27 protein-coding genes are annotated in these 25,540 nt (G+C 69.0%); 19 read left to right on the forward strand and 8 right to left on the reverse strand.

The features are described 5' to 3' along the window. Window positions 1-59 precede the first annotated feature (59 nt). Window positions 60-3,374, forward strand: a complete 3,315-nt coding sequence (locus AB5J62_RS03050) for an error-prone DNA polymerase (RefSeq protein WP_370946548.1) — start codon at window positions 60-62, stop codon at window positions 3,372-3,374. Here AB5J62_RS03050 and AB5J62_RS03055 read toward each other — a convergent pair. After that, the gene (locus AB5J62_RS03055; protein ID WP_370946549.1) at window positions 3,371-4,705 is read right to left on the reverse strand and encodes a PLP-dependent aminotransferase family protein; all 1,335 of its coding nucleotides are present in this window, start codon (window positions 4,703-4,705) and stop codon (window positions 3,371-3,373) included. The genes AB5J62_RS03050 and AB5J62_RS03055 overlap by 4 nt on opposite strands. A gap of 64 nt (window positions 4,706-4,769) precedes the next feature. Here AB5J62_RS03055 and AB5J62_RS03060 point away from each other — a divergent pair, with 64 nt between their 5' ends. From AB5J62_RS03060 to AB5J62_RS03075, 4 genes are all read left to right on the forward strand, one after another. Beyond that, window positions 4,770-5,390, forward strand: a complete 621-nt coding sequence (locus tag AB5J62_RS03060; RefSeq protein WP_370946550.1) for a DJ-1/PfpI family protein — start codon at window positions 4,770-4,772, stop codon at window positions 5,388-5,390. 49 nt (window positions 5,391-5,439) lie between these two features. After that, the gene (locus AB5J62_RS03065) at window positions 5,440-5,913 is read left to right on the forward strand and encodes a VOC family protein (protein WP_370946551.1); all 474 of its coding nucleotides are present in this window, start codon (window positions 5,440-5,442) and stop codon (window positions 5,911-5,913) included. A 186-nt stretch (window positions 5,914-6,099) separates the two neighbouring features. Next, window positions 6,100-7,149, forward strand: coding sequence for a reverse transcriptase family protein (locus AB5J62_RS03070; protein ID WP_370946552.1), 1,050 nt, complete (start codon window positions 6,100-6,102; stop codon window positions 7,147-7,149). After that, window positions 7,146-7,733: a pentapeptide repeat-containing protein gene (locus tag AB5J62_RS03075; RefSeq protein WP_370946553.1), complete on the forward strand. Its 588-nt coding sequence runs from the start codon at window positions 7,146-7,148 to the stop codon at window positions 7,731-7,733. The genes AB5J62_RS03070 and AB5J62_RS03075 overlap by 4 nt, the downstream gene beginning before the upstream one ends. A gap of 97 nt (window positions 7,734-7,830) precedes the next feature. Here the strand turns inward: AB5J62_RS03075 and AB5J62_RS03080 are convergent, their stop codons facing one another. Then, window positions 7,831-10,194: a TNT domain-containing protein gene (locus tag AB5J62_RS03080; protein WP_370946554.1), complete on the reverse strand. Its 2,364-nt coding sequence runs from the start codon at window positions 10,192-10,194 to the stop codon at window positions 7,831-7,833. Window positions 10,195-10,292: 98 nt separating this feature from the next. On the opposite strand from AB5J62_RS03080, the gene AB5J62_RS03085 reads away from it, so the two are divergent. Continuing rightward, a complete protein-coding gene (locus AB5J62_RS03085) occupies window positions 10,293-11,144 on the forward strand; it encodes a bifunctional methylenetetrahydrofolate dehydrogenase/methenyltetrahydrofolate cyclohydrolase (RefSeq protein WP_370946555.1) in 852 nt (283 codons plus the stop codon). Continuing rightward, entirely contained in the window at window positions 11,141-11,431 is a 291-nt protein-coding gene (locus AB5J62_RS03090; RefSeq protein WP_370946556.1) for a DUF3017 domain-containing protein, read from the forward strand. The genes AB5J62_RS03085 and AB5J62_RS03090 overlap by 4 nt, the downstream gene beginning before the upstream one ends. Here AB5J62_RS03090 and AB5J62_RS03095 read toward each other — a convergent pair. Together AB5J62_RS03095 and AB5J62_RS03100 are read right to left on the reverse strand one after the other, a co-directional pair. Continuing rightward, entirely contained in the window at window positions 11,428-12,597 is a 1,170-nt protein-coding gene (locus AB5J62_RS03095; protein WP_370946557.1) for an MFS transporter, read from the reverse strand. The two genes, AB5J62_RS03090 and AB5J62_RS03095, sit on opposite strands and share 4 nt — an antisense overlap. A gap of 118 nt (window positions 12,598-12,715) precedes the next feature. Beyond that, window positions 12,716-13,036 carry an ArsR/SmtB family transcription factor gene (locus tag AB5J62_RS03100; protein WP_370946558.1) on the reverse strand — a complete coding sequence of 107 codons (321 nt, stop codon included), beginning with the start codon at window positions 13,034-13,036 and terminating at the stop codon, window positions 12,716-12,718. A 92-nt stretch (window positions 13,037-13,128) separates the two neighbouring features. Between AB5J62_RS03100 and AB5J62_RS03105 the strand changes: the two genes are divergently transcribed. From AB5J62_RS03105 to AB5J62_RS03125, 5 genes are all read left to right on the forward strand, one after another. Further along, the gene (locus tag AB5J62_RS03105; RefSeq protein ID WP_370946559.1) at window positions 13,129-14,307 is read left to right on the forward strand and encodes an MFS transporter; all 1,179 of its coding nucleotides are present in this window, start codon (window positions 13,129-13,131) and stop codon (window positions 14,305-14,307) included. Window positions 14,308-14,782: 475 nt separating this feature from the next. After that, on the forward strand, window positions 14,783-15,301 hold the full coding sequence (locus AB5J62_RS03110; protein ID WP_370946560.1) for a TrmH family RNA methyltransferase: 519 nt from the start codon (window positions 14,783-14,785) through the stop codon (window positions 15,299-15,301). A gap of 161 nt (window positions 15,302-15,462) precedes the next feature. Next, the gene (locus tag AB5J62_RS03115) at window positions 15,463-16,107 is read left to right on the forward strand and encodes a spermidine synthase (RefSeq protein WP_370946561.1); all 645 of its coding nucleotides are present in this window, start codon (window positions 15,463-15,465) and stop codon (window positions 16,105-16,107) included. After that, complete coding sequence (locus tag AB5J62_RS03120) at window positions 16,089-16,736, forward strand: hypothetical protein (protein WP_370946562.1); 648 nt, start codon at window positions 16,089-16,091, stop codon at window positions 16,734-16,736. Before AB5J62_RS03115 ends, AB5J62_RS03120 begins: the two co-directional genes overlap by 19 nt. A 95-nt stretch (window positions 16,737-16,831) precedes the next feature. Beyond that, complete coding sequence (locus AB5J62_RS03125) at window positions 16,832-17,314, forward strand: hypothetical protein (RefSeq protein WP_370946563.1); 483 nt, start codon at window positions 16,832-16,834, stop codon at window positions 17,312-17,314. Window positions 17,315-17,494: 180 nt separating this feature from the next. Here AB5J62_RS03125 and AB5J62_RS03130 read toward each other — a convergent pair whose 3' ends face one another. After that, entirely contained in the window at window positions 17,495-18,445 is a 951-nt protein-coding gene (locus tag AB5J62_RS03130; RefSeq protein ID WP_370946564.1) for an alpha/beta hydrolase, read from the reverse strand. Between the two features lie 129 nt (window positions 18,446-18,574). Here AB5J62_RS03130 and AB5J62_RS03135 point away from each other — a divergent pair, with 129 nt between their 5' ends. Next, window positions 18,575-19,027, forward strand: a complete 453-nt coding sequence (locus AB5J62_RS03135; protein ID WP_370946565.1) for a MarR family winged helix-turn-helix transcriptional regulator — start codon at window positions 18,575-18,577, stop codon at window positions 19,025-19,027. On the opposite strand, the gene AB5J62_RS03140 is transcribed toward AB5J62_RS03135, so the two are convergent. Both AB5J62_RS03140 and AB5J62_RS03145 read right to left on the reverse strand, forming a co-directional pair. Continuing rightward, window positions 19,024-19,386, reverse strand: coding sequence for a DUF2203 domain-containing protein (locus AB5J62_RS03140; RefSeq protein ID WP_370946566.1), 363 nt, complete (start codon window positions 19,384-19,386; stop codon window positions 19,024-19,026). The two genes, AB5J62_RS03135 and AB5J62_RS03140, sit on opposite strands and share 4 nt — an antisense overlap. 14 nt (window positions 19,387-19,400) lie before the next feature. Then, window positions 19,401-19,820 carry a hypothetical protein gene (locus tag AB5J62_RS03145; protein ID WP_370946567.1) on the reverse strand — a complete coding sequence of 140 codons (420 nt, stop codon included), beginning with the start codon at window positions 19,818-19,820 and terminating at the stop codon, window positions 19,401-19,403. A gap of 171 nt (window positions 19,821-19,991) precedes the next feature. On the opposite strand from AB5J62_RS03145, the gene AB5J62_RS03150 reads away from it, so the two are divergent. The 3 genes from AB5J62_RS03150 (at window position 19,992) to AB5J62_RS03160 (ending at window position 22,543) form a co-directional block, all read left to right on the forward strand. Then, window positions 19,992-21,212: an NADP-dependent isocitrate dehydrogenase gene (locus AB5J62_RS03150; protein ID WP_370946568.1), complete on the forward strand. Its 1,221-nt coding sequence runs from the start codon at window positions 19,992-19,994 to the stop codon at window positions 21,210-21,212. Between the two features lie 197 nt (window positions 21,213-21,409). Further along, window positions 21,410-21,700 (forward strand): SH3 domain-containing protein, encoded by a 291-nt coding sequence (locus AB5J62_RS03155; protein ID WP_370950161.1) that lies wholly within the window; start codon window positions 21,410-21,412, stop codon window positions 21,698-21,700. A 48-nt stretch (window positions 21,701-21,748) separates the two neighbouring features. Beyond that, window positions 21,749-22,543, forward strand: coding sequence for an alpha/beta fold hydrolase (locus AB5J62_RS03160; RefSeq protein ID WP_370946569.1), 795 nt, complete (start codon window positions 21,749-21,751; stop codon window positions 22,541-22,543). Here the strand turns inward: AB5J62_RS03160 and AB5J62_RS03165 are convergent. Beyond that, window positions 22,527-23,264: an MBL fold metallo-hydrolase gene (locus AB5J62_RS03165; RefSeq protein ID WP_370946570.1), complete on the reverse strand. Its 738-nt coding sequence runs from the start codon at window positions 23,262-23,264 to the stop codon at window positions 22,527-22,529. The two genes, AB5J62_RS03160 and AB5J62_RS03165, sit on opposite strands and share 17 nt — an antisense overlap. Before the next feature lie 93 nt (window positions 23,265-23,357). On the opposite strand from AB5J62_RS03165, the gene AB5J62_RS03170 reads away from it, so the two are divergent. The 3 genes from AB5J62_RS03170 to AB5J62_RS03180 are packed head-to-tail and all read left to right on the forward strand — an operon-like array spanning window position 23,358 to window position 25,494. Further along, window positions 23,358-23,792: an SRPBCC family protein gene (locus AB5J62_RS03170; protein WP_370946571.1), complete on the forward strand. Its 435-nt coding sequence runs from the start codon at window positions 23,358-23,360 to the stop codon at window positions 23,790-23,792. Between the two features lie 46 nt (window positions 23,793-23,838). Beyond that, complete coding sequence (locus AB5J62_RS03175; RefSeq protein WP_370946572.1) at window positions 23,839-24,636, forward strand: exodeoxyribonuclease III; 798 nt, start codon at window positions 23,839-23,841, stop codon at window positions 24,634-24,636. Between the two features lie 21 nt (window positions 24,637-24,657). Then, entirely contained in the window at window positions 24,658-25,494 is an 837-nt protein-coding gene (locus AB5J62_RS03180; protein WP_370946573.1) for a hypothetical protein, read from the forward strand. Window positions 25,495-25,540 lie beyond the last annotated feature (46 nt).

The following is a 25,540-nucleotide window of genomic DNA, read 5'->3' on the forward strand; positions in this document are numbered from 1 at the left end:
CGATCTGGCGGCGCTCATCCCGGTGCAGCGCGTGTCGCGGGAAAACCTACGAGGCTGACGTGGGCTGGAACAACCCGCCGATGCGGTGGGCGGAACTGAACAAGGCCCTCACCGGCGACCCGCCGGGCGACGGCAACGACAGCCCGGCGTGGGGCCGCAAGCGCGAGGGTTACCTCAGGCCTGGCGAACTCGGCCTGCGCGGCGAGGACGACGCGGGCACCAGCAACCGTATCCCGTACGCCGAGCTGCACTGCCATTCCAACTTCAGCTTCCTCGACGGCGCGAGTCATCCCGAGGAGCTGGTCGAGGAGGCGGCCAGGCTCGGCCTCGACGCCATCGCGCTCACCGACCACGACGGCATGTACGGCGTGGTCCGCTTCGCCGAAGCGGCACGTGAGCTCGGCGTGCGCACGGTGTACGGCACCGAGCTGAGTTTCGGGCTTTCCCAGCCACAGAACGGGATCGCCGATCCCGAAGGCGAGCATCTCCTGCTGCTCGCGCGTAAGACCGACGGCTACGCGAGCCTGTGCCGGGCGATCACCGCGGGCCAGCTGCGCGGGCACGACGTGGAGCTGCCCAAGGACCAGCGCGCGGAAAAAGGCCGTCCGGTCTACCGGCTCGAAGAGGTCGCCGAGGAGGTGCGCGGGCAGTGCGCGGTGCTCACCGGCTGCCGCAAGGGCGCGGTGCGCAAGGCGTTGCTCACCCAGGGCGCGCACGCGGCGGCCAGGCGGCTGCAGCAGCTGGTCGACCTGTTCGGCGCCGACAACGTGTACGTCGAACTGACCGACCACGGCCAGCCGCTCGACAGCACGCACAACGACATCCTTTACGCGATGGCGAAGGACTTCGGCCTGCCGACGGTCGCCACGACCGCTGCCCACTACGCGCGGCCCGAGCGCGGCAGGCTGGCCGCGGCGATGGCCGCCATCAGGGCCAGGCGCAGCCTCGACGACATGGAAGGCTGGCTGCCCGCGTCCGGGATGGCCTTCCTGCGGTCCGGCGAGGAGATGGACAGGATCTTCCGGGACCGGTACCCCGGTTCCGTGCAGCGCGCGGCGTTGCTGGGCACCGAATGCGCCTTCGACCTCAAGCTGGTGGCGCCGAAACTGCCGCCGTTCGACGTGCCGGAGTGGCACAGCGAAGCCACTTACCTGCGTGAGCTGACCTACGTCGGCGCGCTGAAGAAGTTCGGCGCCCGCGTCGACCGGCCGGAGGCGTACGAGCAGCTCGACCACGAACTGCGGATCATCGAGGACCTGGGCTTCCCCGGTTACTTCCTGATCGTGCACGACATCGTCGACTTCTGCCGTCGCAGCGACATCCTTTGCCAAGGCCGAGGATCCGCCGCGAACTCCGCGGTCTGCTATGCGCTGGGCATCACCAACGTCGACGCCGTCAAGGAAGGCCTGCTGTTCGAGCGATTCCTCGCGCCGGACCGTGACGGTTATCCGGACATCGACGTCGACATCGAGTCCGATCGCCGTGAGGAGGCCATCCAGTACGTCTTCGAGAAGCACGGCAGGCTCCGCACCGCGCAGGTGGCGAACGTGATCACGTACCGTTCGCGCTCCGCGGTCCGTGACGCGGCGCGCGCGTTCGGCTTCCCGACCGGGCAGCAGGACGCGTGGAGCAAGCAGATCGACCGCTGGGGTTCCTTGCGTGAGACCGAAAAGGACCATGACCACGACATCCCGGACGAGGTCGTCGCGCTCGCGAACGCACTCGAGGACTTCCCGCGCCACCTCGGCATCCACTCGGGCGGCATGGTCATCTGCGACCGGCCGGTCAGCGAGGTCTGCCCGATCGAGTGGGCCAGGATGGAGAACCGCAGTGTCCTGCAATGGGAAAAGGACGACTGCGCGAACGTCGGGCTGGTGAAGTTCGACCTGCTCGGCCTCGGCATGCTGTCCGCGCTGCACTACATGCTCGACCTCGTCGAGGAGCACAAGGGCGAGAAGATCGACCTCGCCAAGCTCGACATCACGGACCAGAAGGTCTACGACATGCTCTGCAAGGCTGACGCCATCGGTGTTTTCCAGGTGGAGAGTCGAGCCCAGCTGGCGACCCTGCCCCGGCTGAAACCCCGTCGCTTCTACGAGCTCGCGGTCGAGGTCGCGCTGATCCGGCCGGGCCCGATCCAGGGCGGTTCCGTGCACCCGTACATCCGGCGCAAGACCGGGCAGGAGACCTGGACCTACGACCATCCGTTGCTGCGCAACGCTTTGCACAAGACCTGCGGGGTGCCGCTGTTCCAGGAGCAGATGATGCAGATCGCGCTGGACGTCGCGAACTTCACCGCGGCCGAGGCCGATCAGCTCCGGCACGCGATGGGCTCCAAACGGTCGGAGAAGCGGATGGAACGGCTACGCAAGCGGTTCCTCGACGGCGCGGTGCTGAACGGCGTCGAGCTCGAACTCGCCGAGAAGATCTTCTTGAAGCTCAAGGCTTTCTCGAACTTCGGGTTCCCGGAAAGCCACGCGCTGAGCTTCGCGCACCTCGTCTTTTCGAGCGCGTACTTCAAGCTGTATCACCCGGACGCGTTCTGCGCGGCGTTGCTGCGTGCTCAGCCGATGGGGTTCTACTCGCCGCAGTCGCTGGTCGCCGACGCACGGCGGCACGGCGTGACCGTGCTCGGCCCCGATGTCAACGCCAGCCTCCCGCACGCCACCCTCGAAGGCGCCGGGACCGTCCGATTAGGACTCGCCAGCATCCGGACGATCGGGCAGGCACTGGCCGAACGCATCGCCGAAGAGCGCGGGCACGGGCAGTATCAGGACATGACCGACGTGGCCAGGCGCGTCCGGCTGACCACCCCGCAGGTGGAGGCGCTGGCGACGGCCGGCGCGTTCGGCTGCTTCCTCGAAGACCGGCGGCAAGCGCTGTGGGCGGCCGGTCCCGCCGCCGAGGAGCGCGAGGAAAAGCTGCCAGGAAGCCAAATCGAGGCACCCGTACTGCCCGGAATGGACGGTCTCGAACTGGCCGTCGCCGACGTCTGGGCGACCGGGGTGTCCCCGGACAGCTTCCCGACGCAGTTCATCAGGGAGCGGCTCGACGCGCTGGGTGTGGTGCCCGCCGACAAGCTCAAGGATTGCGAGAACGGCCAGCGGGTGCTCGTCGGCGGCGCGGTGACGCATCGCCAGCGGCCGGCGACCGCGGGCGGTATCACCTTTCTCAACCTCGAAGACGAGACGGGGATGATCAACGTGATCTGCACACTCGGCCTCTGGCGCCGGTATCACCGCGTCGCGCGGAACAGTTCCGCGCTGCTCATCCGAGGCGTGGTGGAAAAGAACGAAGGCGTGGTCAACATACTGGCCGACCGGCTGCAGAACCTGCCCATGCGCATCCGGTCGAAGTCACGCGATTTCCATTAGCTGAGCGCGTCCTCGTCGACCACTTGTCGGACGTCGGCCAGCGTCCGGCGTAGCTCGGGCAGACCGATCGAACCGAGTGCGAGCCGAAGTGCTTGCGGCACAGCGGTGGTGGTCGCGAACGGCTCGGCGGTGGAGACATGGATCCGCTGCCGGGCCAGCGTCGCCGCGATCCGGTCCGCCCGCGCGTTTTCCGCCAGCGGAAGCCAGGCGAAGTAGGACGACGGATGACCGATGAGTCCATTGAGGACTTCGCGGGCGATGCTCTGCCGCGCGGCCGCGTCGTCACGTTTGCGGATTTCGAGGTGGTCGGCGGTGCCGTCGTCGAGCCAGCGGCAGGCGATCGTGGTGGTGAGCGCGGGTGTGTTCCAGGTGGTCGCCCGTATCGCGCGTTCGATGCCGGGGACCAGCGCCGCGGGCGCCGCGACGAAGCCGACGCGCAGTCCGGTGGCGACGCTTTTGGACAAGCTGGAGACGTAGACCGTGGTCTCCGGCGCGAGGGCCGCGAGTGGCGGCGGGCAGTTCTCGGCCAGGAAGGCGTACGCGGCGTCTTCGATGACGATCACGCCGTGGCGGCGGGCGATCGCGACCAGCCGTTTGCGGGCGCGGGCGGGCAGCACCCAGCCGAGCGGGTTGTGCAGCGTCGGCATCGCGTAGAGCGCGCGGACCGGCCGTTGGGCGCAAAGTTGTTCCAGCGCTTCGAAATCGGGGCCGCGCGGGGTGACCGGGAGCGGCGCGAGTTCCAGCCCGAGTGAGTGCGCGAGCACCTTGAAACCGGGGTACGTGAGCGCGTCGACCGCCACGATGTCGCCGTGGTGGAGCGTCGCCATGGCCACCGCCGCGAGCCCGTGCTGGGCTCCGCTCGTGATGAGGATTTGGCCGGCGCACACGGTCAGGCCGCGGCGCCGGAGATGACGGGCGATCGAGGCTCTGTCGTCGGGACGGCCGCCGTGGGGTTGGTAATGCAAGAGCGCGTCGAGATCGCCCGCGGTCGTCAGGTCTCGCAGAGCTTGGCGCAAGAGGTCCGCCTGGCCTGGGACCGAGGGGTAGTTGAAGCTGAGGTCGACGGCGTCGACGGCCAGGGCGCGCTGGTCGATTCCCTGGCCGGGCGGCACCGCCAGGTCGCGCACGAACGTGCCGCGGCCCTGTTCGCCGCTGACCAGGCCCATCGCCTCCAGTTCGGCGTAAACCCTGGTCGCGGTCACCAGCGCGATGCCTTCGCGTGCGGCGAGTTCGCGATGGGTGGGCAGGCGGGTTCCGGCGGGCAGACGTCCCTCGCGGAGTTCGGCCGCGAGGGTGTCGACGACCTGCTTGTACCGGGGAATCCTTGCCACGGTCCAGGATTGTATCCATGACAATTATTCGACTGTCATGGATTCGGTTCCTAGGCTTCTCTCCATGCACATCGCGATCTTGACCTTCGAGGGCTACAACGAACTCGACTCGCTCATCGCGCTCGGTGTCCTCAATCGGGTCAAACGGCCCGGCTGGCGGGTGTCGATCGCGAGCCCCGCGCCGACGGTCCGTTCGATGAACGGCGTCGTGATCTCGTCGATGGCGACGCTGGAGGAGGCCTGCGCGGCGGACGCGGTCATCGTGGGAAGCGGGGCGATGACACGCGAGGTCGTGGAGGATCCGGCGATCATGTCGGTGCTGCGCGGTCTTGACCCCGATCGGCAGCTGCTCGCCGCGCAGTGTTCCGGGACGCTCGTGCTCGCCAAGCTCGGTCTGCTCGACGGCGTTCCCGCCTGCACCGACCTCACGACCAAGCCGTGGGTCATCGCCGCCGGGGTCGAAGTGCTGAACCAGCCCTTGTACGCCAAGGGAAACGTCGCGACCGCGGGCGGCTGCCTCGCCTCGCACTACCTGGCGGCCTGGGTCATCAGCCGGCTGGTCGGCACCGAAGCCGCGGTGGACGCGCTGCACTACGTCGCGCCGGTGGGCGAGAAGGAGGAGTACGTCGCGCGGGCCATGAAAAATGTCGGGCCGTTTCTCCCAGTAGGACAAGAACTGGCCTAGATGGTCCTTAGCGTTGGTCTCAGCAAGCCAACCGTGAAGGAGCCAGACAATGCCGATTCCCCAGGGCTACCACGCCGTCACCCCGTGGATCATCACCCCGGACAGCCGCCAGGCGATGGCGTTCGCCGCGCGGGCGTTCGACGCCGAGGAGATCGCGGTGGTGGCGATGCCCGACGGTTCCGTGGGGCACGCCGAGATGCGGATCGGCGACTCGGTGGTGATGTTCTTCGACTCGCGCCCCGAATGGCAGGACTCGCCCGCGTACCTGCGGCTCTACGTCGAGGACAGCGACGCCACGTTCAAGAAGGCGCTCGAAGCGGGCGCCACCGCCGTCACCGAGATGACTGAGCTGTTCTTCGGCGACAAGGTCGGCCGCGTCCGCGACCCGTTCGGCAACGTCTGGTGGATCCAGGAGCGGCTGGAGGAGCTCGACGAGGCGGAAGCCATGCGCCGCATGACAATGCCGCGCTACACCGAAGCCATGGACTACGTGACGAGCGCGAAGATCATGCCCACTCGCTAGTGTGGGGAGCAGCGACGCGGAGGTGAGCACGGTGGAGCGATCCACCCGCTCCGGGGCAACCCCGGGGCGCACCACGACACCTACGCACCGGCACCCCACGCCGATGGGCACGCTCCGCGGACGACGCGGCGCGGCCGAACGGAGAACGAGGTCATCTCCGCGTCGCGTCGTCCGGGAGGGGGTTCGGTGCTCGATCCGGTGTGGCGATGGCAGGTCGCGCGCTGGGAGACGTTCGCGGACTGCGCGCGGGCGCTGGACCTGACCGAAGGCGAGCTGAGCTGGTTCGCCGACACGCGCACCTGGAACAGGCGCGCGGACGAACCGTTGCGGCACTACACCTATCGCTGGATCCCCACGGCGAGCGGCGGCATCCGGCTGCTCGAACGGCCGAAGCCGCGGCTCGCCGAACTGCAACGCCGAGTGGCCCGCCATGTCGTGGCCGCGCTGCCGGTGCACGACGCCGCGCACGGTTTCCGCGCCGGTAGGTCATCGCTGACCTGCGCGGCGCCGCACGCGGGTCAGGCGCTCGTCGTGCGTATGGACCTCGAAGGCTTCTTCCCGTCCGTGTCCGCGCGCAGGGTCCGTTCGCTGCTCCTGCTCGCGGGCTACCCGGAAGCCGTCGCCGTCGCGCTGGCCGGAGTGCTCACCACGGCCGTGCCGGTCGACGTCATCACCGCCGCACCCGGCGGCAAGCGCGACGCGTCCCGCGTACGGCTGCTGAACAATCTCGCCCGCACGCACCTGCCGCAGGGCGCGCCGTCGTCGCCGCCGGTGGCGAACGCGGTCACCCAGCACCTCGACCGCAGGCTCGCCGGGCTCGCGCGCGTGCTCGGCGCCACGTACACCCGCTACGCCGACGATCTCGCCTTCTCCGGACCCGCCGATCTGCCGTTGCACCGGCTGCTGCCCGGCGTCCGCGAGATCGTGCGCGCCGAGGGATTTCGCTTGCGGGACAGCAAGACCTCGGTCGCCGGGGCGCAGCACCGGCAGCGCGTCGCGGGCCTGGTCGTCAACTCGGCGCCCGCGGCCGCCCGCGCGGACTACGACGACCTGCGCGCGGTGCTGCACAACTGTGCCCGTACCGGCCCCGCGGCGCAAAACCGTTACGGGCACCCGGATTTCCGCGCCTACCTGCTCGGCCGCATCGGCTGGGCCGGCACCGGCCACCCCGCACGGGCCGCCCGGCTCCGCGCGCTGTTCGACCGCGTCGAGTGGCCGGATACCCTGCCAGGGTGATCGAAACGGGCGAGGACTACCGCGACGCCGTCATGCCGAACGCGCGCTGGGAGAAGCGGCAGTTCGTCCGCTGCGACTTCAGCGAGGCCGACCTGCGCGGCCTGCGCACCCAGGGCTGCACCTTCGACGAGTGCGACTTCACCAAGGCCGACCTCGGCGACTCCGTGCACGCCTCGTCGGCGTTCCGCTCGTGCACCTTCGACCGGACGGTGCTCGCGGACACCAAATGGTCAGGCTGCTCACTGCTCGGATCGTCCTTTGTGGACTGCCGGATGCGCCCGATCTCCTTGACGGAGTGCGACTTCTCGCTCGCCTCGCTCAGCCGCGCCCGCCTCGGCAAGGTGCTGCTGGCCGGCCTGCGCTTCCGCGAGGCCAACCTGCTCGAGGCCGATCTCTCCGAAACCGACCTCACCGGCGCCGACCTGCGCGGCGCCCGGCTCCAGGGCGCCAACTTCACCGGCGCCGACCTCCGCTCGGCCAAGCTCGACGCACACGGCCTGGTACAGGGCACCTTCACCGGCGCGACCGTCGACCTCGACACGGCAGTCGCCTACGCGGCCGCCCACGGCCTCCTGGTCAGCTGAAAAAATCCCAATGCGTCGTTAGGTCCCCAGGACGTCCCGAATGCGTCTTTCGGTCCCTACCAAGGACCGAAAGACGCATTGGGATTTTTTTCCCAGCTCAGTCGACCGGGGGCTCGCCCGGATCCAGCTCGATCAGGTCACCCTCGGCCAGCAGGGTCTCGATCGACGCGGGCAGCAGGTACGCCGACCCGCCGCCCGGCTGGTTGAACCACGGGATCGCGACGCCGGCCAGCGCTTCGATCGGCCGCTGCACCCGGTACACGTGGTACGGCCGGTTGACCCATTCCGGCACCAGCGAGCGCTCCTCGAACGGTGTCCCGGCGGCGTAGGTCAGGTTGCCGTTCGGGCCGCCGAAGCGGTCGAGTTCGCTGCCCGCGGGCAGCTCACGGAGTTCCTTGCCACGGAACAACGTCAGCGGCGGCTCGCCCGACATCGGGCCGATCGGCCACTGCTGGTTCGACGACGGCGCGGCCGCGCGGGCAGGCTCCTGCCTGGGCGGCGCGGGCGGCGGCGGTACCGGGACCGCGACGGTCGGCGCCGGTGGCGGCGGCTCGCGACGCGGCGGCGCGGGAGGTGCCTGCGGAACGGGCGCCCCGGCGGGCGGTGGCGGCGGCGGGACCGGCGCGCCCTGCCCACGCTGCGGCAACGGCGGCGGGGCGACCGGCGGCGCCGCGAGGGTCGGCGGCCCGCCGAGCGAGTCGTCGGCGAGGGTCGGCGGGCCACCACGCGGGTCGTGCGCGAGCGTGGCCTGCGGGTCGAAGTCGTCCTGCGCCGGGGGAGCCGCGGCGGGCACACCCGTCGCCTGCTCCGGCGTCAACGTCGCCATGACCGGCGCGGGTGGCTCCTCGGCGACCGGCTCCGGTTCGGGCTCGGGTTCCGGCGGCGCGGCGAAGGCCTGGCCGTCCGGATCGAGCAGCAGCTTGCCGAGCATGAACGCCGCGGCGTCCTCGGCGTCGCCGAACACGGCCGGGTTGGACAGCTCGCCGTCGTACCAGCCGACCCGCCAGCCCGACTCGACCTCTTCGACGCTCCAGCCGTGGTCAGCGGGTTCGCCGATGCTGTACGCCGCTTCCGGCACGTTCAGCTCGCCGAGCTTCGCCTGCAGCTGGTTCAGCACCGGCTCACGCGGTTCGGGCTCCGGTTCCGGCTCGGGCTCGGGCTCCGGCTCGGGTTCCGGTTCGTGCACGACCCGCACGATCGGCGCCTGCGGAACCGGCTCGGGTTCGGGCATCGGCGGCGGCGCGAACGCGGTCGGCTGCTCGACACCGGGTTCGGTGCCGTTGGCGCCCATCCCGGGAGGCACCTCTTCGGTGATCTCCTCCGGGCTCTCCTCGATCAGCTGAGCCGCGGGCTCCGGCTGGTGGAACTGCTGCTCCTCCTCTTCATCGTCGAAGTCGTCGATGAACGGATCGTGGATCTGGGTCTGGTCGAACTCGTCCTCGAACGGCGGGTGCTCGGCCGCGACGGGCACGGCCTGCTCCGGCTCGGCCACCGGCGGCGCGGGCGGTGCGGGTGGCACCACAGGGACGACCGGCGCGACCGGCGGAGCGGCGGGCGGCGGGGGCGGCGGCGCGCTGGCCTGCGGCGGGACCTGCGCGGGCCGCGGCGGCTGCAGGTACGCGGCGGCCGCCTGCAGCGTCGCCTCGTCGGCGTCGGGCAGCGTGAACCCGGTGCCCCTGATGTGCTCGACCAGGTCGGGCTCGGGGGAGACCCCGTACTCACGCAGGTAGAAGTTGACGGCGGCGGGCCAGATCCACTGCCCGTCGCTGTGGAACGCCACCGGCACGGTCGCCTCGGGCGTCTGGGCCAGCCGGTCGACGTCGTAGCCGCGCTCGGAGACCACGAGCGGCGCGGCGTCGAGGTAGTCGAGCAGCCTGTCCTGCTCATCGACCTCGAGATCGGGCCGGTTGATCACCGGACGCCCGGCCGGGCCGATGGTGTCGAAGATCCGGGCGATGCGGAACCGGGGCGCGCCTTCCGGCTGCAGCCCCGACATGCGGCGGATCAGCCACTCGGGGACGTTCTCCTCCGAGCGCGGGAACATCCGCAGCTCGTCGGAGTACGCCTGCGGCGGCGGCGCCAGGTGCCAGCGCGGCTCGTCGCGGTTGTACTCCAGGTTGTAGCTCGACGGGTGGTCCAGCTGGTACTTGGCGTTGAACCAGGTACCGCGGCCGTCCCGGTACATCCCGGCACGGAGCTTGCCGAACAGCGTCGCGATGTCGTGGGTGGCGACCCACTCGACCGCGGTGCCGTCCTCGGTGATGATCTCGCCGGTCATCTCGTGGTACCTGCCGACGGCTCGGTACTCCGCGGTGACCCGGCGCCAGTCGCGCGGGGCGGCTCGCAGCAGGGCAAGGCCGATCTGCTTGACCAGTGTGTCCTGCTCGGTCGCGTTCAGCTGGGTCGTCGGTTGTGCCACGTGAACATTTTGACTGTTCAACGGCCGCTGTGCACCCCGCATGTGAGGTTTGCGGCCTTGAACACCCGGTGAAATGCCTTGACCTGGGCAAATGTGTCCACACTGAACCCGTCGGAGACGGCTTTGCCAGAATGGTCGCCGTGACGGCGATCGTTCTGGACGGCAAGGCCACCAAAAACGCCATCTTCGCGGAGCTCGCGCCCCGCGTCGCGGCTCTCGCTGAGCGGGGGGTGACACCCGGTCTCGGCACCGTCCTTGTGGGTGACGACCCCGGCTCGCACTCCTACGTGAAGATGAAGCACGCGGACAGCGCGAAGATCGGCGTCAACTCGATCCGCCGCGACCTGCCAGCCGACATCACGCAGGAGAAGCTCGAAGCCGTCATCGACGAGCTCAACGCCGACCCGGCGTGCCACGGCTACATCGTGCAGCTCCCGCTGCCGAAACACCTGGACGCGGGCCCGATCCTGGAGCGCATCGCACCCGAAAAGGACGCTGACGGGCTCGCGCCGGGCAGCCTCGGCCGCCTGGTGCTCGGCCAGCCGGGACCGCTGCCGTGCACGCCGTACGGGATCATCGAGCTGCTGCGCCGCCACGACGTCCCGCTGGACGGCGCGAACGTCACGGTCGTCGGCCGCGGGATCACCGTGGGTCGCACCATGGGCCTGCTGCTCACCCGGCGGAGTGAAAACTCGACGGTCACCCTGTGCCACACCGGTACCCGCGACCTCGCGGCCGAGGTGAAGCGCGCGGACATCGTCATCGCCGCCGCCGGCGTGCCGGGGATCATCACGCCGGACATGGTCAAGCCCGGCGCGGCCGTGCTCGACGTCGGTGTGTCCCGAGTGGACGGCAAGCTCGCGGGCGACGTCGCGCCAGGCGTCGAGGAGGTCGCGGGCTGGCTCTCGCCGAACCCCGGCGGGGTCGGGCCGATGACGCGCGCGATGCTCGTCAGCAATGTCGTCGAAGCCGCCGAGCGTTCGCTCGCGTGAGTGTCGTGACGCCCAAGCGCACCCGGCTGACGCAGCTGCCGTTCGCGGCGGTGCTGCTGATCGTCGCCGTCGCGGCGCTGCGGATCGGGCAGTACCACTGGCGGCAGGGCGGGGCGCTGATCGGTGCCGCGCTGCTGGTCGGCGCGATATTGCGGGCGGTGCTGTCCGATGAGCAGGCCGGCCTGCTGGCGATCAGGGGCAAGGCCGTCGACTGCCTGACCTACTCCGGCCTTGCCACCCTGATGCTGTTCGTGACCTTCACGATCACCGGCGGGCCGCTCGACTAGGCGAGCGCGAGCTGCTGGCGCTCTTCGCGCTTGTCCAGCCCGCCGGAGACCACGGCGATGCTGAGTCCGAAGACCGCCAGCAGCGCGCCGACCCAGTTCGGCGCGACCAGGCCGAGGCCGCCCGCGATCACCAGGCCGCCGAGGTAGGCGCCGATCGAGTTGGCGATGTTGAACGCCGACTGCACGGCCGCGCTGACCAGCGACGGCGTGCCGCCTGCCTTCTCCATGATTCGCGCCTGCATCATCGGGCCGATCATGAAGCCGGCGAGCCCGACGAAGAAGATCGTGATCGCGGCGCCGACCTTGCCCTGCGCGGTGATCGTGAAGATCCCGAGCACCGCGGCCAGCGCGAGCAGCGAGACGTACAGGCTCGGCATGAGGCGCTTGTCGGCGAGGCGGCCGCCGACGTAGTTGCCGATGGTCATGCCGACACCGGCGAGCGAGAGCAGCACCGTCACGTGGCCGGGGGAGTAGCCGGCGATGTCGGTGAGCATCGGCGCGATGTAGGACAGGCAGGCGAACACGCCGCCGAGGCCGAACGTGACGATCGCCAGCGCCAGCCACACCTGCGGGCGGCGGAACGCGCCGAGCTCGCCGCGCAGCGACGGGTTCTCCGGGCGGCCCTGGTGCGGGACGAGCTTGGCGATGGCGACGATCGCGACCACGCCGATCAGCGAGACCACCAGGAACGTCGCGCGCCAGCCGACCCGCTGGCCGAGCAGCGTGCCCAGCGGCACACCGACGACGTTGGCCAGCGTCAGGCCCATGAACATCATGGACACGGCCTTGGCGCGGTTGCCCTTCTCGACCAGGCTCGACGCGACGACCGCGCCGGCGCCGAAGAACGCGCCGTGCGGCAATCCGGCGAGGAAGCGGAACGCGACCCCGAACTCCTGGTTCGGCGAGAACGCGAACAGGACGTTGCCCAGGGTGAACAGGCCCATCATGGCCAGGAGCATGGTCTTGCGCGGCAGCCGGACGGCGGCCGCGGTGAGCAGCGGAGCGCCGACCACGACGCCGAGCGCGTAGCCGGAGATGAGATAGCCCGCCGAGGGGATGGACACTCCGAAGTCGGCGGCCGCCTGCGGCAGCACGCCCATCATGACGAACTCGGTGGTGCCGATGCCGAAGGCGGCGATGGCGAGCGCGAGCAGCGCGATGGGCACGGCTCTCCTTTCGGGTTCTGAATCGATACAGTCCACAAGCATGAATAAAGACAGTCAGCGTGGCCCCCGACGTCGCTGAGCTGTCCGCAGTTAGTTCAACCTATGAGGGGATGTTTTGTCATCCCGATATCGGGTGAGGCTGCCCACTCGCCTGGTGATCGTGCGCGGGCGCGGCCAGGATCGCGTCGAGCAGCCCGGGAAACGCGAGGTCAAGATCGTTGCGCCGCAACGAGTTGAATCTCGTGGTGCCCTGCTGCCGTGCCTGGATGACACCCGCTTCGCGCAGTGTGCGCAGGTGATGGGTGAGTGTGGACTTGGTCACCGTCACGTCGAATCCGCTGCACGAGATCTCGCCTTCCCGCTCGGCGAGCTGCCGCACCATCCTGAGCCGGACCGGGTCGGCCAATGCCTGCAAGACGGCTTCGATCGGTGCGCTCATGAGTCCCATAGTACGACACCCATCGAAATTGTCGGACCCTCGTAGTACGGTGTCCTTCGTAGTACGAAACTTATCGAACCTTTGGGGATCCGATGTCAGCTCCACCACGCACCGCGGTACTGGCCTTGGGCACCTTCGCGGTCGGCACCAGCGGATACGTCGTCGCCGGGCTCCTGCCCGCGCTGGTGACGGAGCTCGCTGTGTCCCCGTCGACGGCCGCTCAGCTGGTCACGGCCTTCGCCATCGCGTACGCCATCGGCTCCCCGCTGTTCGCGGCCGCCACCGGGCGCTGGGAGAGGCGCCGCCTGCTGGTCGTCGCGCTCGGCGTCACGGCACTCGGCAACGCGCTGGCCGCGGTCGTGTCCGGCTTCGAGCCACTGCTCGCGGCCCGCGTGGTCACCGCGATCGGCGCCGCCGTGTTCACGCCTGCCGCCAGTGCCGTCGCGGCCGAGCTCACCGCTCCCGAGCACCGCGGCCGCGCGGTCGCGCTGGTGTTCGGCGGCCTGACGATCGCCACCATCCTCGGCGTACCGCTGGGCAGCCTGCTGTCCCAGCACTTCGGCTACCGCGTGGTCTTCGCGCTGGTCGCCGCCTTCTCCTTGCTGGGTGCGGTGGCCGTCGGCATGGTGCTGCCCAAGGTCGCCCCGCCGCCACCGGTCCGCCTGGCCGAGCGCTTCACCGCGGCCGCCGACCCCCGCGTCCTCGCGATGATGGGCGCCACGGTCCTCGGCTGCCTCGCCGCCTTCAGCGTGTACACCTTCATCGCGCCGGTGCTGGCGGAGACCACGGGCGTGCACGGCACGGCCGTCAGCCTCCTCCTGTTCTGCTACGGCATCGGCGGTGCGATCGGCAACTGGCTCGGCGGCCGCGTCACCGACCGCTGGGGTCCCCGCCGCCCCCTCCTCACGGTCTTCGCCGCCACCACCCTCGTACTCGCCACCCTCCCGCTCGCCTCGACGACCATCGCCGGCGCCGCCGTGATCCTCTTCCTCTGGGGCCTCTGCACCTGGTCGGTCAACCCACCCATCCAGTCCCGCCTGATCGAGCTTTCCCCCCGCCAAACCGGCCTCGTCCTCTCCCTCAACGCCTCCGCCATCTACCTCGGCGTAGGCCTCTCCGGCCTGGTAGGCGGAGCCGTCCTCCACACCGCGGGCCCCCGCCTCCTCCCCGAAGCAGCCGCCCTCCTCACCACCCTCGCCCTCCTCGTAGTCCTCCTCGGCTTCCGCCGCCACCCCACCCCCACCCCGACCCCAGAGCCCGCCCCCGCCTAACCCACCCCACCCCGCCCAGCCCCGCTCGCCGTGTCCCCCACCTGGGTGCGCGGTGTCCCGCGATTGCGAGGCATCGGCTGCCGCGTCGTCCATCTGCGTACGCGTGTCGTCCACCCAGGTACGCGTGACGTCCAGCTGCGCCCGCGTCCCGACTCCCCAGGCCCGCGTGCCGACTCCTCGGGTACGTGTGCCGACTCCTCGGGTACGCGTGCTGACCGCCCCGGTACGCGTGCCGACTCGCCAGGTACGCGCGGCCTCACCCAAGCGGGCCAGGTCCCGGCATCGGGTACCCGGCCCGAACTCGGGTGCCCGAGTTTGCTTGTCCCGCACGGGTGTTTGCCCTTCCCGTACGCGTGTTTGCCCCTTAGGTACGCGAGTTTGCTGCTCACGTACGCATATTCGCCGCTCACGCACGCGACTCGGCTTAGAATGGAGCCATGACGATCAACCTTGGAGGCCCTGAGCCTCGGCTCTGGTGAGCCCGTCGATCCGGGGCCGCTGTCGCGCGGAACTCAAGGCATCCCGGCGCCAACGGAAGCATTCCTGCTGGGCCCATCTGGCCGCGGCGCCGCTGTGGCCGTTGCACGGCGCCAACCTCGGCACGCTGCTGCGGACCTGCGACGCCGTCGGCGCGTGCCTCGCGGTGCCGCGCCATCCCTGGGTTCCGGACGCGTTGCGCAAGGGAAACACCTTGCGTCAGCCCGCTTGTGTGCATTGGGTCGGTGATCCGCTGGGCTGGCTCGCCCGGGAACGGGCGGCGGGCAGCGCGGTCGTCGGTGTCGAACTCGCCGAGGGGGCGGTGCGGCTCGCCGATCTGCCCGCCGCGCGGCAGCGGACGGTCGCGGTGCTCGGGCATGAACAGTCCGGGATTCCGGACGAGGCCGTCGCGCTGCTGGACGTCGCCGTCGAGATTCCCATGGTGGGTAGCGGCTCGAGCCTCAATGTCGCGGTCGCGGGCAGCTTGGTGCTGTACAAGCTCGCCGGGTTGCTGTGATCGCTAGGAACGCGTGGGTTGGACTTCGCAGTCGGAGCCGGGTACGACGAGGCCTTCGTCGCCGGCTGTCGCATGCATGGCGTACCTCCGACACTCCAGGTTAGAAGCGGGCGGTGGCGTCGTACAGCCGACGATCGGGGAGAAATCGCTATGGTGGCTGGATGACCAAGGTACTCGACGAGGTGAACGGAGTCTGCGGCAAACTCGTGCTGCGCCAGGATGGCGCCGATTTCGAGGTGATCGCCAACGGTGTCTTCCTGATGGACACCCGCAACGGAGAGTCGGAACGGCTGCTCGTCTCCGTCGCCGCGGACATGGTGCCCGGCAAGGCGCGGATGCTGATCGGCGGCCTCGGTGTCGGCTATTCGCTTCGTGCGGCGCTGGATCATCCCGGGGTCGGCGAGATCGTCGTCGTGGAACGGGAACACTCGGTCATCGAGTGGAACCGCACCGGTCCGCTGCGTGAGGTACACCGCGACGCGCTCGCCGACGGCAGGGTCACCGTCGTCGAGAGCGACCTGGTGAAGTGGTTGCAGCGCACCGAAGAGCGGTTCGACGCCCTGTGCCTCGACATCGACAATGGTCCACAATGGACTGTAACGAAAGGCAACGCGGCGCTCTACGGCGACGCTGGCCTCGAAACGCTCGCCGCCCGGCTGCGCCCTGGCGGTGTCGTCGCGGTGTGGAGCGCCGAGGCCGACCCCACGTTCACCCGCCGTCTCCGCTCCCGCTTCAGTGAGGTGCGAGTCTTGAAAATCCCAGTGCCCAAAGGTGAACCGGACGTCATTTGGCTGGCTCGCCGGTGACGCTCGCCGAAGCCGTCCACAACAACGCGCGGTGGTGCGACCTCGTCTGCCGCGCCAACGCCAACCCCGGCGAGTTCACCTCGCTCGCCTGGACAGCCAAGTCTCGCACTCCGCTGTACTACCCGGATGCGGTCACCCTCGATCCGACCGCCACCGCGGCCGACATCCTGCCCCGCATCGACACCACCGCCGGTTGCTCGATCAAAGACAGCTTCGCCACCCTCGACCTCGAAGGTTTCGAAGTCCTCTTCGCCGCGACCTGGATCACCGGCCGCCCCGCTCCGGCGGACTCGGACTGGACCGTCGTCGACGACCCGGAAGCCTTGCGCACAGCGGATTTCGACCTTGACGTCGTCCCCGACGACGACTCGGTGTTCGTCTTCGGCGACCTCGACGGTGACCGCTGGCGCGGTGGCGCGATCGTCAACGTCAGCGGTGACGTCGTCGGCCTGTCCAACCTCTTCGCCTCGGGTGATCTCGGCGAAGCCTGGTCCGGTGTGACCGCCGCGATCGCGACGCGCTTCCCCAGCAGGCCGATCGTCGGTTACGAGCACGGCGACGACCTGGCGGCCGCTTTGGGTTGCGGGTTCACGCGTTTGGGTGATTTGCGAGTCTGGCTCAAGCCGTAGTACCGGTCATCGGCAACTTGGAGCGTGCCAAGGCTTTTGTGGCACTATCGAAGCTGCCGATCCATGGGGGACGGCATCGACTCCTGGGGGAGTACATGTTTCGTCGTGCACTGACCGTTTTCGCCGTCGCCGCGGGTATCGGGTCCGCGTTGGCGCCCGCCGCGTCGGCCGAGAGCGCGCCGGAGGCCGTCGACTTCGTCGCCGAGGACGGCGCGTTCCCGTTCGGCGGGCAGAGCGGGCATTGGGCTGCCGGGCCCGACCACGAGGTGATCATCCGCGAACGCGGCACCACACTGGTGGTCGACGCGGACGCGAACCACGGGTTCGACTACTTCAGGCTCGAATTCACCGGTCCCGACGGTGCCGCGCTGCAGCCTGGCTCCTACGACCACGCGGGCGGCGCGCACATTCTCGCCATTTCCGCGGGTCTTGGCTGCGTCGACGACTACTCCGCCTTCACCATCACGCGCCTCGAGCGCGACGGCGACCAGCTCGTCGCGCTCGAGGCCGCGTTCGAGCAGCGATGCAGCAGCCCCGACCACCCCGCGTTCCGCGGCTCGGTGCACTTCGCGCGATAGATAAATGAATCGACTCCCGGTTTCGGATCGCCCAAGATCAGGGCGATCCGAAACCGGGAGGTCATCATGTACCGCGACTACGACGCCGAGGCGTCCTTTTGAGCCGATCGCCAAGCGCCGCAAGGGGTTCCCTCTAGCGAGACGAAGGTCAAACGCGGCGATCGCTCGGGCACTACTACTTCAGAGACTGAGCGCCTTCTTAAGCGTCGTGATCGCTTGAGTGATCGCTGCTTCGGCAGCGTGAGTCTCGCGCAGCGCGTTCAGCATCACGAAGTCGTGGATGATGCCTTGATAGCGCACCGCGGTCACCGCGACACCCGCCTGGCGCAGCTTCGCGGCGTACGCCTCGCCCTCGTCACGCAACACGTCGGCCTCGCCGGTGACGACGAGGGCGGGCGGCAGCCCGGCGAGCTCGTCGAGGCTCGCGCGCAGCGGCGACGCGGTGATCTCCGCGCGCTGGGCCGGGTCGGTCGTGTACTGGTCCCAGAACCACTTCATGCCCTCACGGCCCAGGAAGTAGCCCTCGGCGAAGCGCAGGTACGACTCGGTGTCGAAGTTCGCGTCGGTCACCGGGTAGAACAGCACCTGCTGCCGGAACGTCACGTCGCCGCGCTGCTTGGCGAGCAGGGTGACGGCCGCGGTCATGTTGCCGCCGACGGAGTCGCCCGCGATCGCGATGCGAGTGGTGTCGAAGCCGTGCTCGGCGCCGTGCTCGGCGACCCACTTCGCCGCGGCGTAGTTCTCTTCGATCGCGACGGGGTAGCGGGCTTCGGGGGAGAGGCTGTACTCGGGGAAGACCACCGCGGCTCCCGTGCCTGCCGCGAGTTCGCGGACGAGCCGGTCGTGCGTGTGCGCGTTGCCGAAGACCCAGCCCGCGCCGTGCAGGTACACGATGACCGGCAGTGGGCCGCTCGTGTTCGCCGGGCGGAAGATCCGAACCTTCGGGCCACCGGGAACGGTCAGGTCCTCGATGTCGACTACCGGTTTCGCGATTTCGCCCGACTGCACCTCGTCGACCGCCTTGCGACCTTCGGACGGATCCAGCTCGAACAGGTAGGGCGGGTTGTCGGTGGCCTCGGCGAAGGCCTGCGCGGCGGGTTCCAGGGCGAGGTTGTGCGGGTTGGCGGTCATCTCGGTCTCCTCGGGTGCCGGTGGGCTGTCTGCCCAATAAGCTAGCGAGCAACTAGATTGTGCACAACTAAACTGGACACGATGAGATGTAGCGCACTTAGATTGCGGGACGAGAGTGGAGTGGCCACAATGGACAATGTGGAAGAGACGCCCCTGCTCGAAGACCAGATGTGCTTCTCGCTGTATGCCGCGTCGCGAGCGGTGACCGCGCTGTACCGGCCACTGCTCAAAGAGCTGGAGATCACCTATCCGCAGTACCTCGTCATGCTCACCCTCTGGGAGCACGGCGACCGCGGCGTCACCGAGATCGGCGACGCGCTCAGCTTGGACTCCGGCACGCTGTCGCCCCTTCTCAAGCGGCTCGAGAAGCTGGGGCTCGTGCGACGCGAGCGTCGTAGCGACGACGAGCGTTCAGTGCGCGTGACGCTTACCAAAGAAGGCGACGCGCTGCGCGCGAAGGCGACTCATATCCCTGGCGTTGTGAGCGAAGCGATGGGACTTCCTCCGGTGCGCTTCGCCCAGATGCATGCCACGCTGCGCGAGCTCACGCGCTCGGTGAACGCGTACCGCCAGACGCTTTAAGTCAGCGGGCGGCGTCCGGCGAACCCCAGGTCGAGCCGGTGATACCAGGCGAGCTCGGGGTCCCCTTCGAGCCAGCACAGCAGCACCGGCACGCCATCGAGGTCCGCGGGGAAGTCGACCAGCAGCGGCGCGAAGCCCTTGAGCTCTGCCCCTGTCTGCTGAACCGTGGTCATCAGCTCGTCGAGCCTGGCCTGCGCGCCCTTGAGTTCGGGCAGCCCGCCGAGTTCGGTCGGGGTGCCACCGGGGTTCAGGGAGGCGACCAGTTCGGCCGCGTCGGCGCGGACGGTCACCAGCTCGTCGAGCACCGGGCGCAGGCGGGCGAGCTCGGCGCGCGCCTCCGGCACCGTGAACAATCCCATGGTCGACATCGTAATTAGCCGACTGGCAGGCTCAGTGACCCGTGCACGCCGCCGCGCGCGACATGGATCGTCCAGCAGCCTGGCGTGGGGAAGACGAAGCCGGTTCCCCACTCCTCGCCAGGGTGGTCGAAGTTCGAGCTGCCATGCGCCTCGGGACCCCAGGTCGGTCCGATGGCCTGGAAGTTCGGCCCGAACGCGCTGAACCGGGCGGGCCCGGTGCCGGTGAGCCGCCAGACGATCTTGTTCTCGACGCCCGCGACCATGCCGCTGCCGGAGTTGAAGAACAAGGCGTAGACCGAGCCGCCCGACGACGCCGCCCGCACCCCGTCGAGGTCGGTGTACGCGGGCGGGTGAGCGCAGTCCGCCTGTGCTTCGACCTGCGTCGGCGCCGGCGCGCACCCCGAAATCAGCAGGAGGGCCACCCCGATCCCCATAGATCTCATCCCCCTACGATCCCGCCCGGTGATGTCGCACACAATGGCCTGCTGAGAGACTTGATACTGACCACTTCTAGAACCATTCAGGTCCGTTTAGCAGTACGCTTGTACCGCTACCCAGAGGCTTAAGAAGACGCGAAGATCCGCGCGAGAGGAGCACCGTCGCTCATGGCCAAGATCAAGGTCCAGGGCACCGTCGTCGAGCTTGACGGCGATGAGATGACCCGCATTATCTGGCAGTTCATCAAGGACAAGCTGATCCACCCGTACCTGGACGTCAACCTGGACTACTACGACCTGGGCATCGAGGAGCGCGACCGCACCGACGACCAGGTCACCGTCGACTCCGCGAACGCCATCAAGAAGCACGGCGTCGGCGTCAAGTGCGCGACGATCACCCCCGACGAGGCCCGGGTCGAGGAATTCGGCCTGAAGAAGATGTGGCTCTCGCCCAACGGGACGATCCGCAACATCCTCGGCGGTGTCATCTTCCGCGAGCCGATCGTCATCCAGAACATCCCGCGCCTGGTGCCGGGCTGGACCAAGCCGATCATCATCGGCCGTCACGCGCACGGCGACCAGTACAAGGCGACCAACTTCAAGGTCCCCGGCGCCGGCACGCTGACCATGACCTACACGCCGGAGGACGGCTCCGCGCCGGTCGAGTTCGAGGTCGCGAAGTTCCCCGAGGCCGGTGGCGTCGCCATGGGCATGTACAACTTCCGCAAGTCGATCGAGGACTTCGCGCGCGCTTCGCTGCAGTACGGCCTCGACCGTGAGTACCCGGTCTACATGTCGACCAAGAACACCATCCTCAAGGCCTACGATGGCATGTTCAAGGACGTGTTCGAGGAGATCTTCCAGGCCGAGTTCAAGGCCGACTTCGACGCCAAGGGCATCACCTACGAGCACCGCCTGATCGACGACATGGTCGCCGCGGCGATGAAGTGGGAGGGCGGCTACGTCTGGGCGTGCAAGAACTACGACGGTGACGTCCAGTCGGACACGGTCGCGCAGGGCTTCGGCTCGCTCGGCCTGATGACCTCGGTGCTGCGCACCCCGGACGGCCGCACCGTCGAGGCCGAGGCCGCGCACGGCACGGTGACCAGGCACTACCGCCAGCACCAGCAGGGCAAGCCGACCTCGACCAACCCGATCGCGTCCATCTACGCGTGGACCCGTGGCCTCGAGCACCGCGGCAAGCTGGACTCCAACTCGGAGCTCATCGGCTTCGCCAGCAAGCTGGAGCAGGTCGTCGTCGAGACCGTCGAGAGCGGCAAGATGACCAAGGACCTCGCGCTGCTGGTCGGTCCTGACCAGGCCTGGCAGACCACCGAGGAGTTCCTCGCGACCCTCGACGAGAACCTCGCCAAGAAGATCGCGGGCTGATTCTCACCTGATCACCGTGACGGCCTCCTTCGTTCGCGAAGGAGGCCGTCACTTTTCGTAGTGGGACGGTCACGCCATTGGCGCTGTCGGGTGGTTGATCGCGCCAGATCTGTCCGCCGGAGCCACTGTGTGTCTACCCTGGTCGAGGACAAGTTCCGTCCTGAGGAGCACAGGTGTTCTTGGGCATTCCGAAGAAGATGCTGATCGTCATCGCCGTGCTGGCCGGTGTGCTGATCGTGTACGTGCTGGGCTCCGACAAGCAGTCCGCGGCGAGCTCGCCGACCGGCTGCAAGGTGCTCGTCACCGCCGATGTGCTCAACGCGCGTGACGCGCCCGCCGTGAACGGCGGCATCGTCGGCAAGTACAACAAGGACGCGAGGATCGACGCGCTCCCGATCGTGCAGAACGGCTACCGCAAGATCGCCGAGGGCAAGTGGGTGTCCGCCGAGTTCGTCAAGCCGCTCGAAGGCTCCGCCAACTGCGGCTGACCTGCCGATCTTCGAAAATTGTCGGTGTGCCCTGCTAGACATCGGGGCATGGAAACCCGGTTCCTGACCCTCGCGGACGGACGCCGGCTCGCCTATCTCGACCAAGGCGGGCCAGGGCGGCCGTTGCTCGCGCTGCACGGCATGTGCGGACGCGGGCGGATGTTCGCCGGCCTCGCCCGGCGGCTCGGCCCGCGATGGCGCGTCGTCGCACCGGACCAGCGTGGACACGGCTGGTCGGACGCGGCTTCGGGCTATTCGCGTGAGGGTTTCGTGTCCGACGCCGCGGAAATGATCGAGCGACTGGGCATGGGCCCGTGTCCGGTGCTCGGGCATTCGCTAGGCGGCGTCAACGCCTTCCAGCTCGCCTGCTGGCGCCCCGAGCTGGTCACGGCGATCGTGGTCGAGGACATCGGCGCCAGGCCTGAGCCCGGTCCCGCGGAATGGATGTACGAGCTCCCAGTCAGATTCGATGCCTTCCGCGACCTGCGGCGGGCACTCGGCGAAGCCATGGCCGGTCAAGAGGAGTACTTCCTCGAGAACGCCGCCGAGTTCGAAGACGGCTGGGGATTTCGGTGGCGCGCCGCCGAAATCGATTCCGCGGGCCGGAGCCTCGGTGGCGACTGGTGGCCGGACTGGCTCGGGTCCGGCTGCCCGGCGCTGCTGATCCACGGCGGGCGCAGCGAGGTGCTCTCCGCCGAGGTGGCACGGGAGATGGCCCAGTCGCGGCCGGGTACGCGGCTGGTCACCTTCCCGGAAGCCGGGCACACCCCGCACCGGGTCGAGCCGGAGCGCTACGCGAAGGAGGTGGGCGCTTGGCTGGACGAGCTCACAACTTCAGAGTGAGCCCCTCCTCGGCGGCGATGATCTCGCCGTCGAAGGCGGCCGACGCCTCCCGCACCGAGACGGAGCGATCGCTGCCTGGCCAGAAATGAGTCAGCAGCAGGCGTTTCGCGCCCGCTCGGGTGGCCCAGTGCGCGGCCTCCGTCGCGGTCATCACGTAGCGGGGTCCGGACTCCGGGGACGGACCCTGCAGCGTGGCGTCCATGACGAAGAGGTCCGCGCCTGCGCCGAGTCCGGCGAGCACGGGTGACGGCCCGCTGTCACCGGTGTAGGCGACCGTCAGCCCCGGCGCGGACAGACGGACCCCGAAGTTCGGCACGTAGTGCGGGAGTTCGAAGGTCTCCAGCCGGAACGGGCCCAGGTCGCGGGTCCCGTCGAGGCCGTGGAACTCGAAGATCGTGCTCGGATGCGGGCGCGGTTCGAGTGCCTCGAGCACTTCGAGGACGCCGGGCGCGCAGTGCAGCGGGAGCTTCGGGCTGTCCGCCGCGGTGTACTGGCGGACCCTGGCGAGCGCGCTGACATCCACGCAGTGGTCGGGATGCGCGTGGGTGACGATGACGGCGTCGAGGTTCGCGGCGGGTAGCCGCTCGAGCAGACGCGGCAAGGTCCCGTAGCCGAGGTCGAGCACGACTCTGTACCCGTCGTGTTCGAGCAGGAATCCGGCGCAGGCGCGGTTCGCCTCCGGCCACGCCCCGCAGCTGCCCAGCACGGTCAGTTCGGCCATGGCCACAGCTTCGCAGAGCCGTCCGCGTAACGGGTGCGGAATGCGAGCGACTCCTACGATTACCGATCCCGGTTCGCGAAAGGCAGGCGTGTCATGAAGAAGGTGCAGACCAAGGTGGTCACGACCTGGCCGGTCGAGGACGTCTACGGCTATCTCGTCGACTTCACGAACCAGGCCGAGTGGCGGTTCGACGTGCTCGCCTCCGAGCTGGTGTCGGGTGAGACCGGGCAGGTCGGCGCCAAGTACCGGCAGAAGGTCAAGCCCGGCCGCAAGGAGATGTCGAGCGAAGTCGAGCTCACCGAGGCGTCGCGGCCCGGCGAGGTCGCGTTCCGCACGCTCGACCCCGGCCCGGTGACGGTGTCCGGCGCCTGGCACATCCAGCCGAGCGGCGAGGGCACCGAGGTCGTCTGCGACGTGGTGATCGAGACCAACGGGATGCTGCGGCTGCTGGAGCCGACGATGGGTCCCCAGCTGCGGAAGATCGCCGCCAAGTACGAGGCCGCGCTCGCGGAGAAGCTGAACGCCTGACGGGTCTGAGCGAACTTTGTCGGACCCTGCCGGTAGCCTCGCTGGCGTGCTGACGGTCTCCACTGTGAATGTCAACGGCCTGCGCGCCGCCGCCAAGAAGGGCTTCGTCGAGTGGCTCGCCGCCACCGAGGCGGATGTCGTCTGCTGCCAGGAGGTGCGCGCCGAACTCGACGAACTGCCGTCGGAGGTCGCCGCGCCGGAAGGCTGGCACGTCGCGCACGCGAGCTCGGTGGCCAAGGGCCGCAACGGCGTCATGGTGTTCAGCCGGATCGAGCCCGAGCTGGTGCGGATCGGCTTCGGCGAGGCCGAGTTCGAGGACAGCGGCCGCTACGTCGAGGTGCACCTGCCCGGCGTGATCGTGGCGAGCCTGTACCTGCCCAGCGGTGATGTCGGCACGCCGAGGCAGGACGAGAAGGAGCGCTTCATGGCGGCGTTCCTGCCTTATCTCGTCGAGTTGCGTGGCAAGGCGGAGGCGGCCGGGTCCGAGGTGCTGGTCGTCGGGGACTGGAACATCGCGCACGCCGAGGTCGACCTGAAGAACTGGAAGACCAACCGCAAGAACTCCGGCTTCCTGCCGGAAGAGCGCGCCTGGATGGATCGGGTTTACGGCGAGGCCGGGTACGTCGACGTCCAGCGTCGGCTCGACCCGGAAGGCCCCGGCCCGTACACGTGGTGGTCCTACCGGGGCAAGGCGTTCGACAACGACGCCGGCTGGCGGATCGACCTGCAGGTCGCCACTCCCGGGCTGGCCGAGCGGGCGAAACTCGCGGTGGTCGAGCGTGCGGAGACCTACGCCGAGCGGTGGTCGGACCACGCGCCGGTCACGGTGACCTACTCCGACTGACCGAAGTGACTGGGGCGGACCGTGGACACCAACGAGGCCAACCGGATCGAGACGACCAACTCCGAGCGCTACCAGCTTTCGCTGGCGCAGGGCTGGCACTTCCGCGCGGACGCGCCGGATCTGCTCGACCGGTGGCGGGTGCTGCCGTTCAGCCAGCACGGTGACAAGCGGCTCGCGTTCGGCATGCTGGCCGGTGCTTATCAGGGCATGCCGTTCTCGACGTTCGACTTCCATCGCAGGCCGACCGTGACGAGCGTCCATACCCGATGGACGAACAAGAAGGTCAACGAGCTCGACACGATCACCATCGACTCGGTGTGGGTGATCACGCTGCCCGTCGCGATGCCGAACTTCCAGATCGTGTCCAGTGTGGACAGCGCGTTCGAGGTCGACGCCTATCCCGAGCCCGCGACGGCCGACCGGAAGTTCAACCGGTGGTACAAGCTGATCGACACCGACCCGAACCTCGCCGTGCACATCCTGACGCCGCAGGTGATGAGCACCATGCGGCAGCTGAAACTGCACACCTGGTCGCTCGTGGGGAACGAGCTGGTCTACGTCGAGCACCCGATCTTCGGCCGGACCAAGCCGGACGATGTCTTGGCGGTGCTCGGCAAGCTGCTGTCGCTGGTTTCCCTGCTGCCGCTGCATCTCGGGCAGCAACAGGCGCCGCAGCCGCCACAAGCCCAGCCGCACTACGGGCAGCAGCCGCAGCATTGGCAGCAGCCGCAACCACCGCAGCCCCAGCCCGGCTATCCGCCGCAGAACCCGCATGCGTACCCGCCGCCCGCGCCCGGCTATCCGCAGCCTGGCCAGTACAACCAGCCCGGTCCGTACGGCCCGCCGCGCGGGTACTGAGGCGAGCGGGACTTCCCGGGGTCGTGCGCGTTGCGGGCGGCTGGAA

Source organism: Amycolatopsis sp. cg5 (genome assembly GCF_041346955.1).
Lineage (GTDB): Bacteria > Actinomycetota > Actinomycetes > Mycobacteriales > Pseudonocardiaceae > Amycolatopsis.

Excerpts from the sequence above, each read along its gene's own strand:
- AB5J62_RS03060 (WP_370946550.1), top strand. The coding sequence starts at position 4,770 with ATGCACATCGCGATCTTGACCTTCGAGGGCTACAACGAACTCGACTCG.
- AB5J62_RS03065 (WP_370946551.1), top strand. The coding sequence starts at position 5,440 with ATGCCGATTCCCCAGGGCTACCACGCCGTCACCCCGTGGATCATCACC.
- AB5J62_RS03080 (WP_370946554.1), bottom strand. The coding sequence starts at position 10,194 with ATGCGGGGTGCACAGCGGCCGTTGAACAGTCAAAATGTTCACGTGGCA.
- AB5J62_RS03100 (WP_370946558.1), bottom strand. The coding sequence starts at position 13,036 with ATGAGCGCACCGATCGAAGCCGTCTTGCAGGCATTGGCCGACCCGGTC.
- AB5J62_RS03105 (WP_370946559.1), top strand. The coding sequence starts at position 13,129 with ATGTCAGCTCCACCACGCACCGCGGTACTGGCCTTGGGCACCTTCGCG.
- AB5J62_RS03115 (WP_370946561.1), top strand. The coding sequence starts at position 15,463 with ATGACCAAGGTACTCGACGAGGTGAACGGAGTCTGCGGCAAACTCGTG.
- AB5J62_RS03125 (WP_370946563.1), top strand. The coding sequence starts at position 16,832 with ATGTTTCGTCGTGCACTGACCGTTTTCGCCGTCGCCGCGGGTATCGGG.
- AB5J62_RS03130 (WP_370946564.1), bottom strand. The coding sequence starts at position 18,445 with ATGACCGCCAACCCGCACAACCTCGCCCTGGAACCCGCCGCGCAGGCC.
- AB5J62_RS03135 (WP_370946565.1), top strand. The coding sequence starts at position 18,575 with ATGGACAATGTGGAAGAGACGCCCCTGCTCGAAGACCAGATGTGCTTC.
- AB5J62_RS03140 (WP_370946566.1), bottom strand. The coding sequence starts at position 19,386 with ATGGGATTGTTCACGGTGCCGGAGGCGCGCGCCGAGCTCGCCCGCCTG.
- AB5J62_RS03145 (WP_370946567.1), bottom strand. The coding sequence starts at position 19,820 with ATGGGGATCGGGGTGGCCCTCCTGCTGATTTCGGGGTGCGCGCCGGCG.
- AB5J62_RS03150 (WP_370946568.1), top strand. The coding sequence starts at position 19,992 with ATGGCCAAGATCAAGGTCCAGGGCACCGTCGTCGAGCTTGACGGCGAT.
- AB5J62_RS03155 (WP_370950161.1), top strand. The coding sequence starts at position 21,410 with ATGCTGATCGTCATCGCCGTGCTGGCCGGTGTGCTGATCGTGTACGTG.
- AB5J62_RS03160 (WP_370946569.1), top strand. The coding sequence starts at position 21,749 with ATGGAAACCCGGTTCCTGACCCTCGCGGACGGACGCCGGCTCGCCTAT.
- AB5J62_RS03165 (WP_370946570.1), bottom strand. The coding sequence starts at position 23,264 with ATGGCCGAACTGACCGTGCTGGGCAGCTGCGGGGCGTGGCCGGAGGCG.
- AB5J62_RS03170 (WP_370946571.1), top strand. The coding sequence starts at position 23,358 with ATGAAGAAGGTGCAGACCAAGGTGGTCACGACCTGGCCGGTCGAGGAC.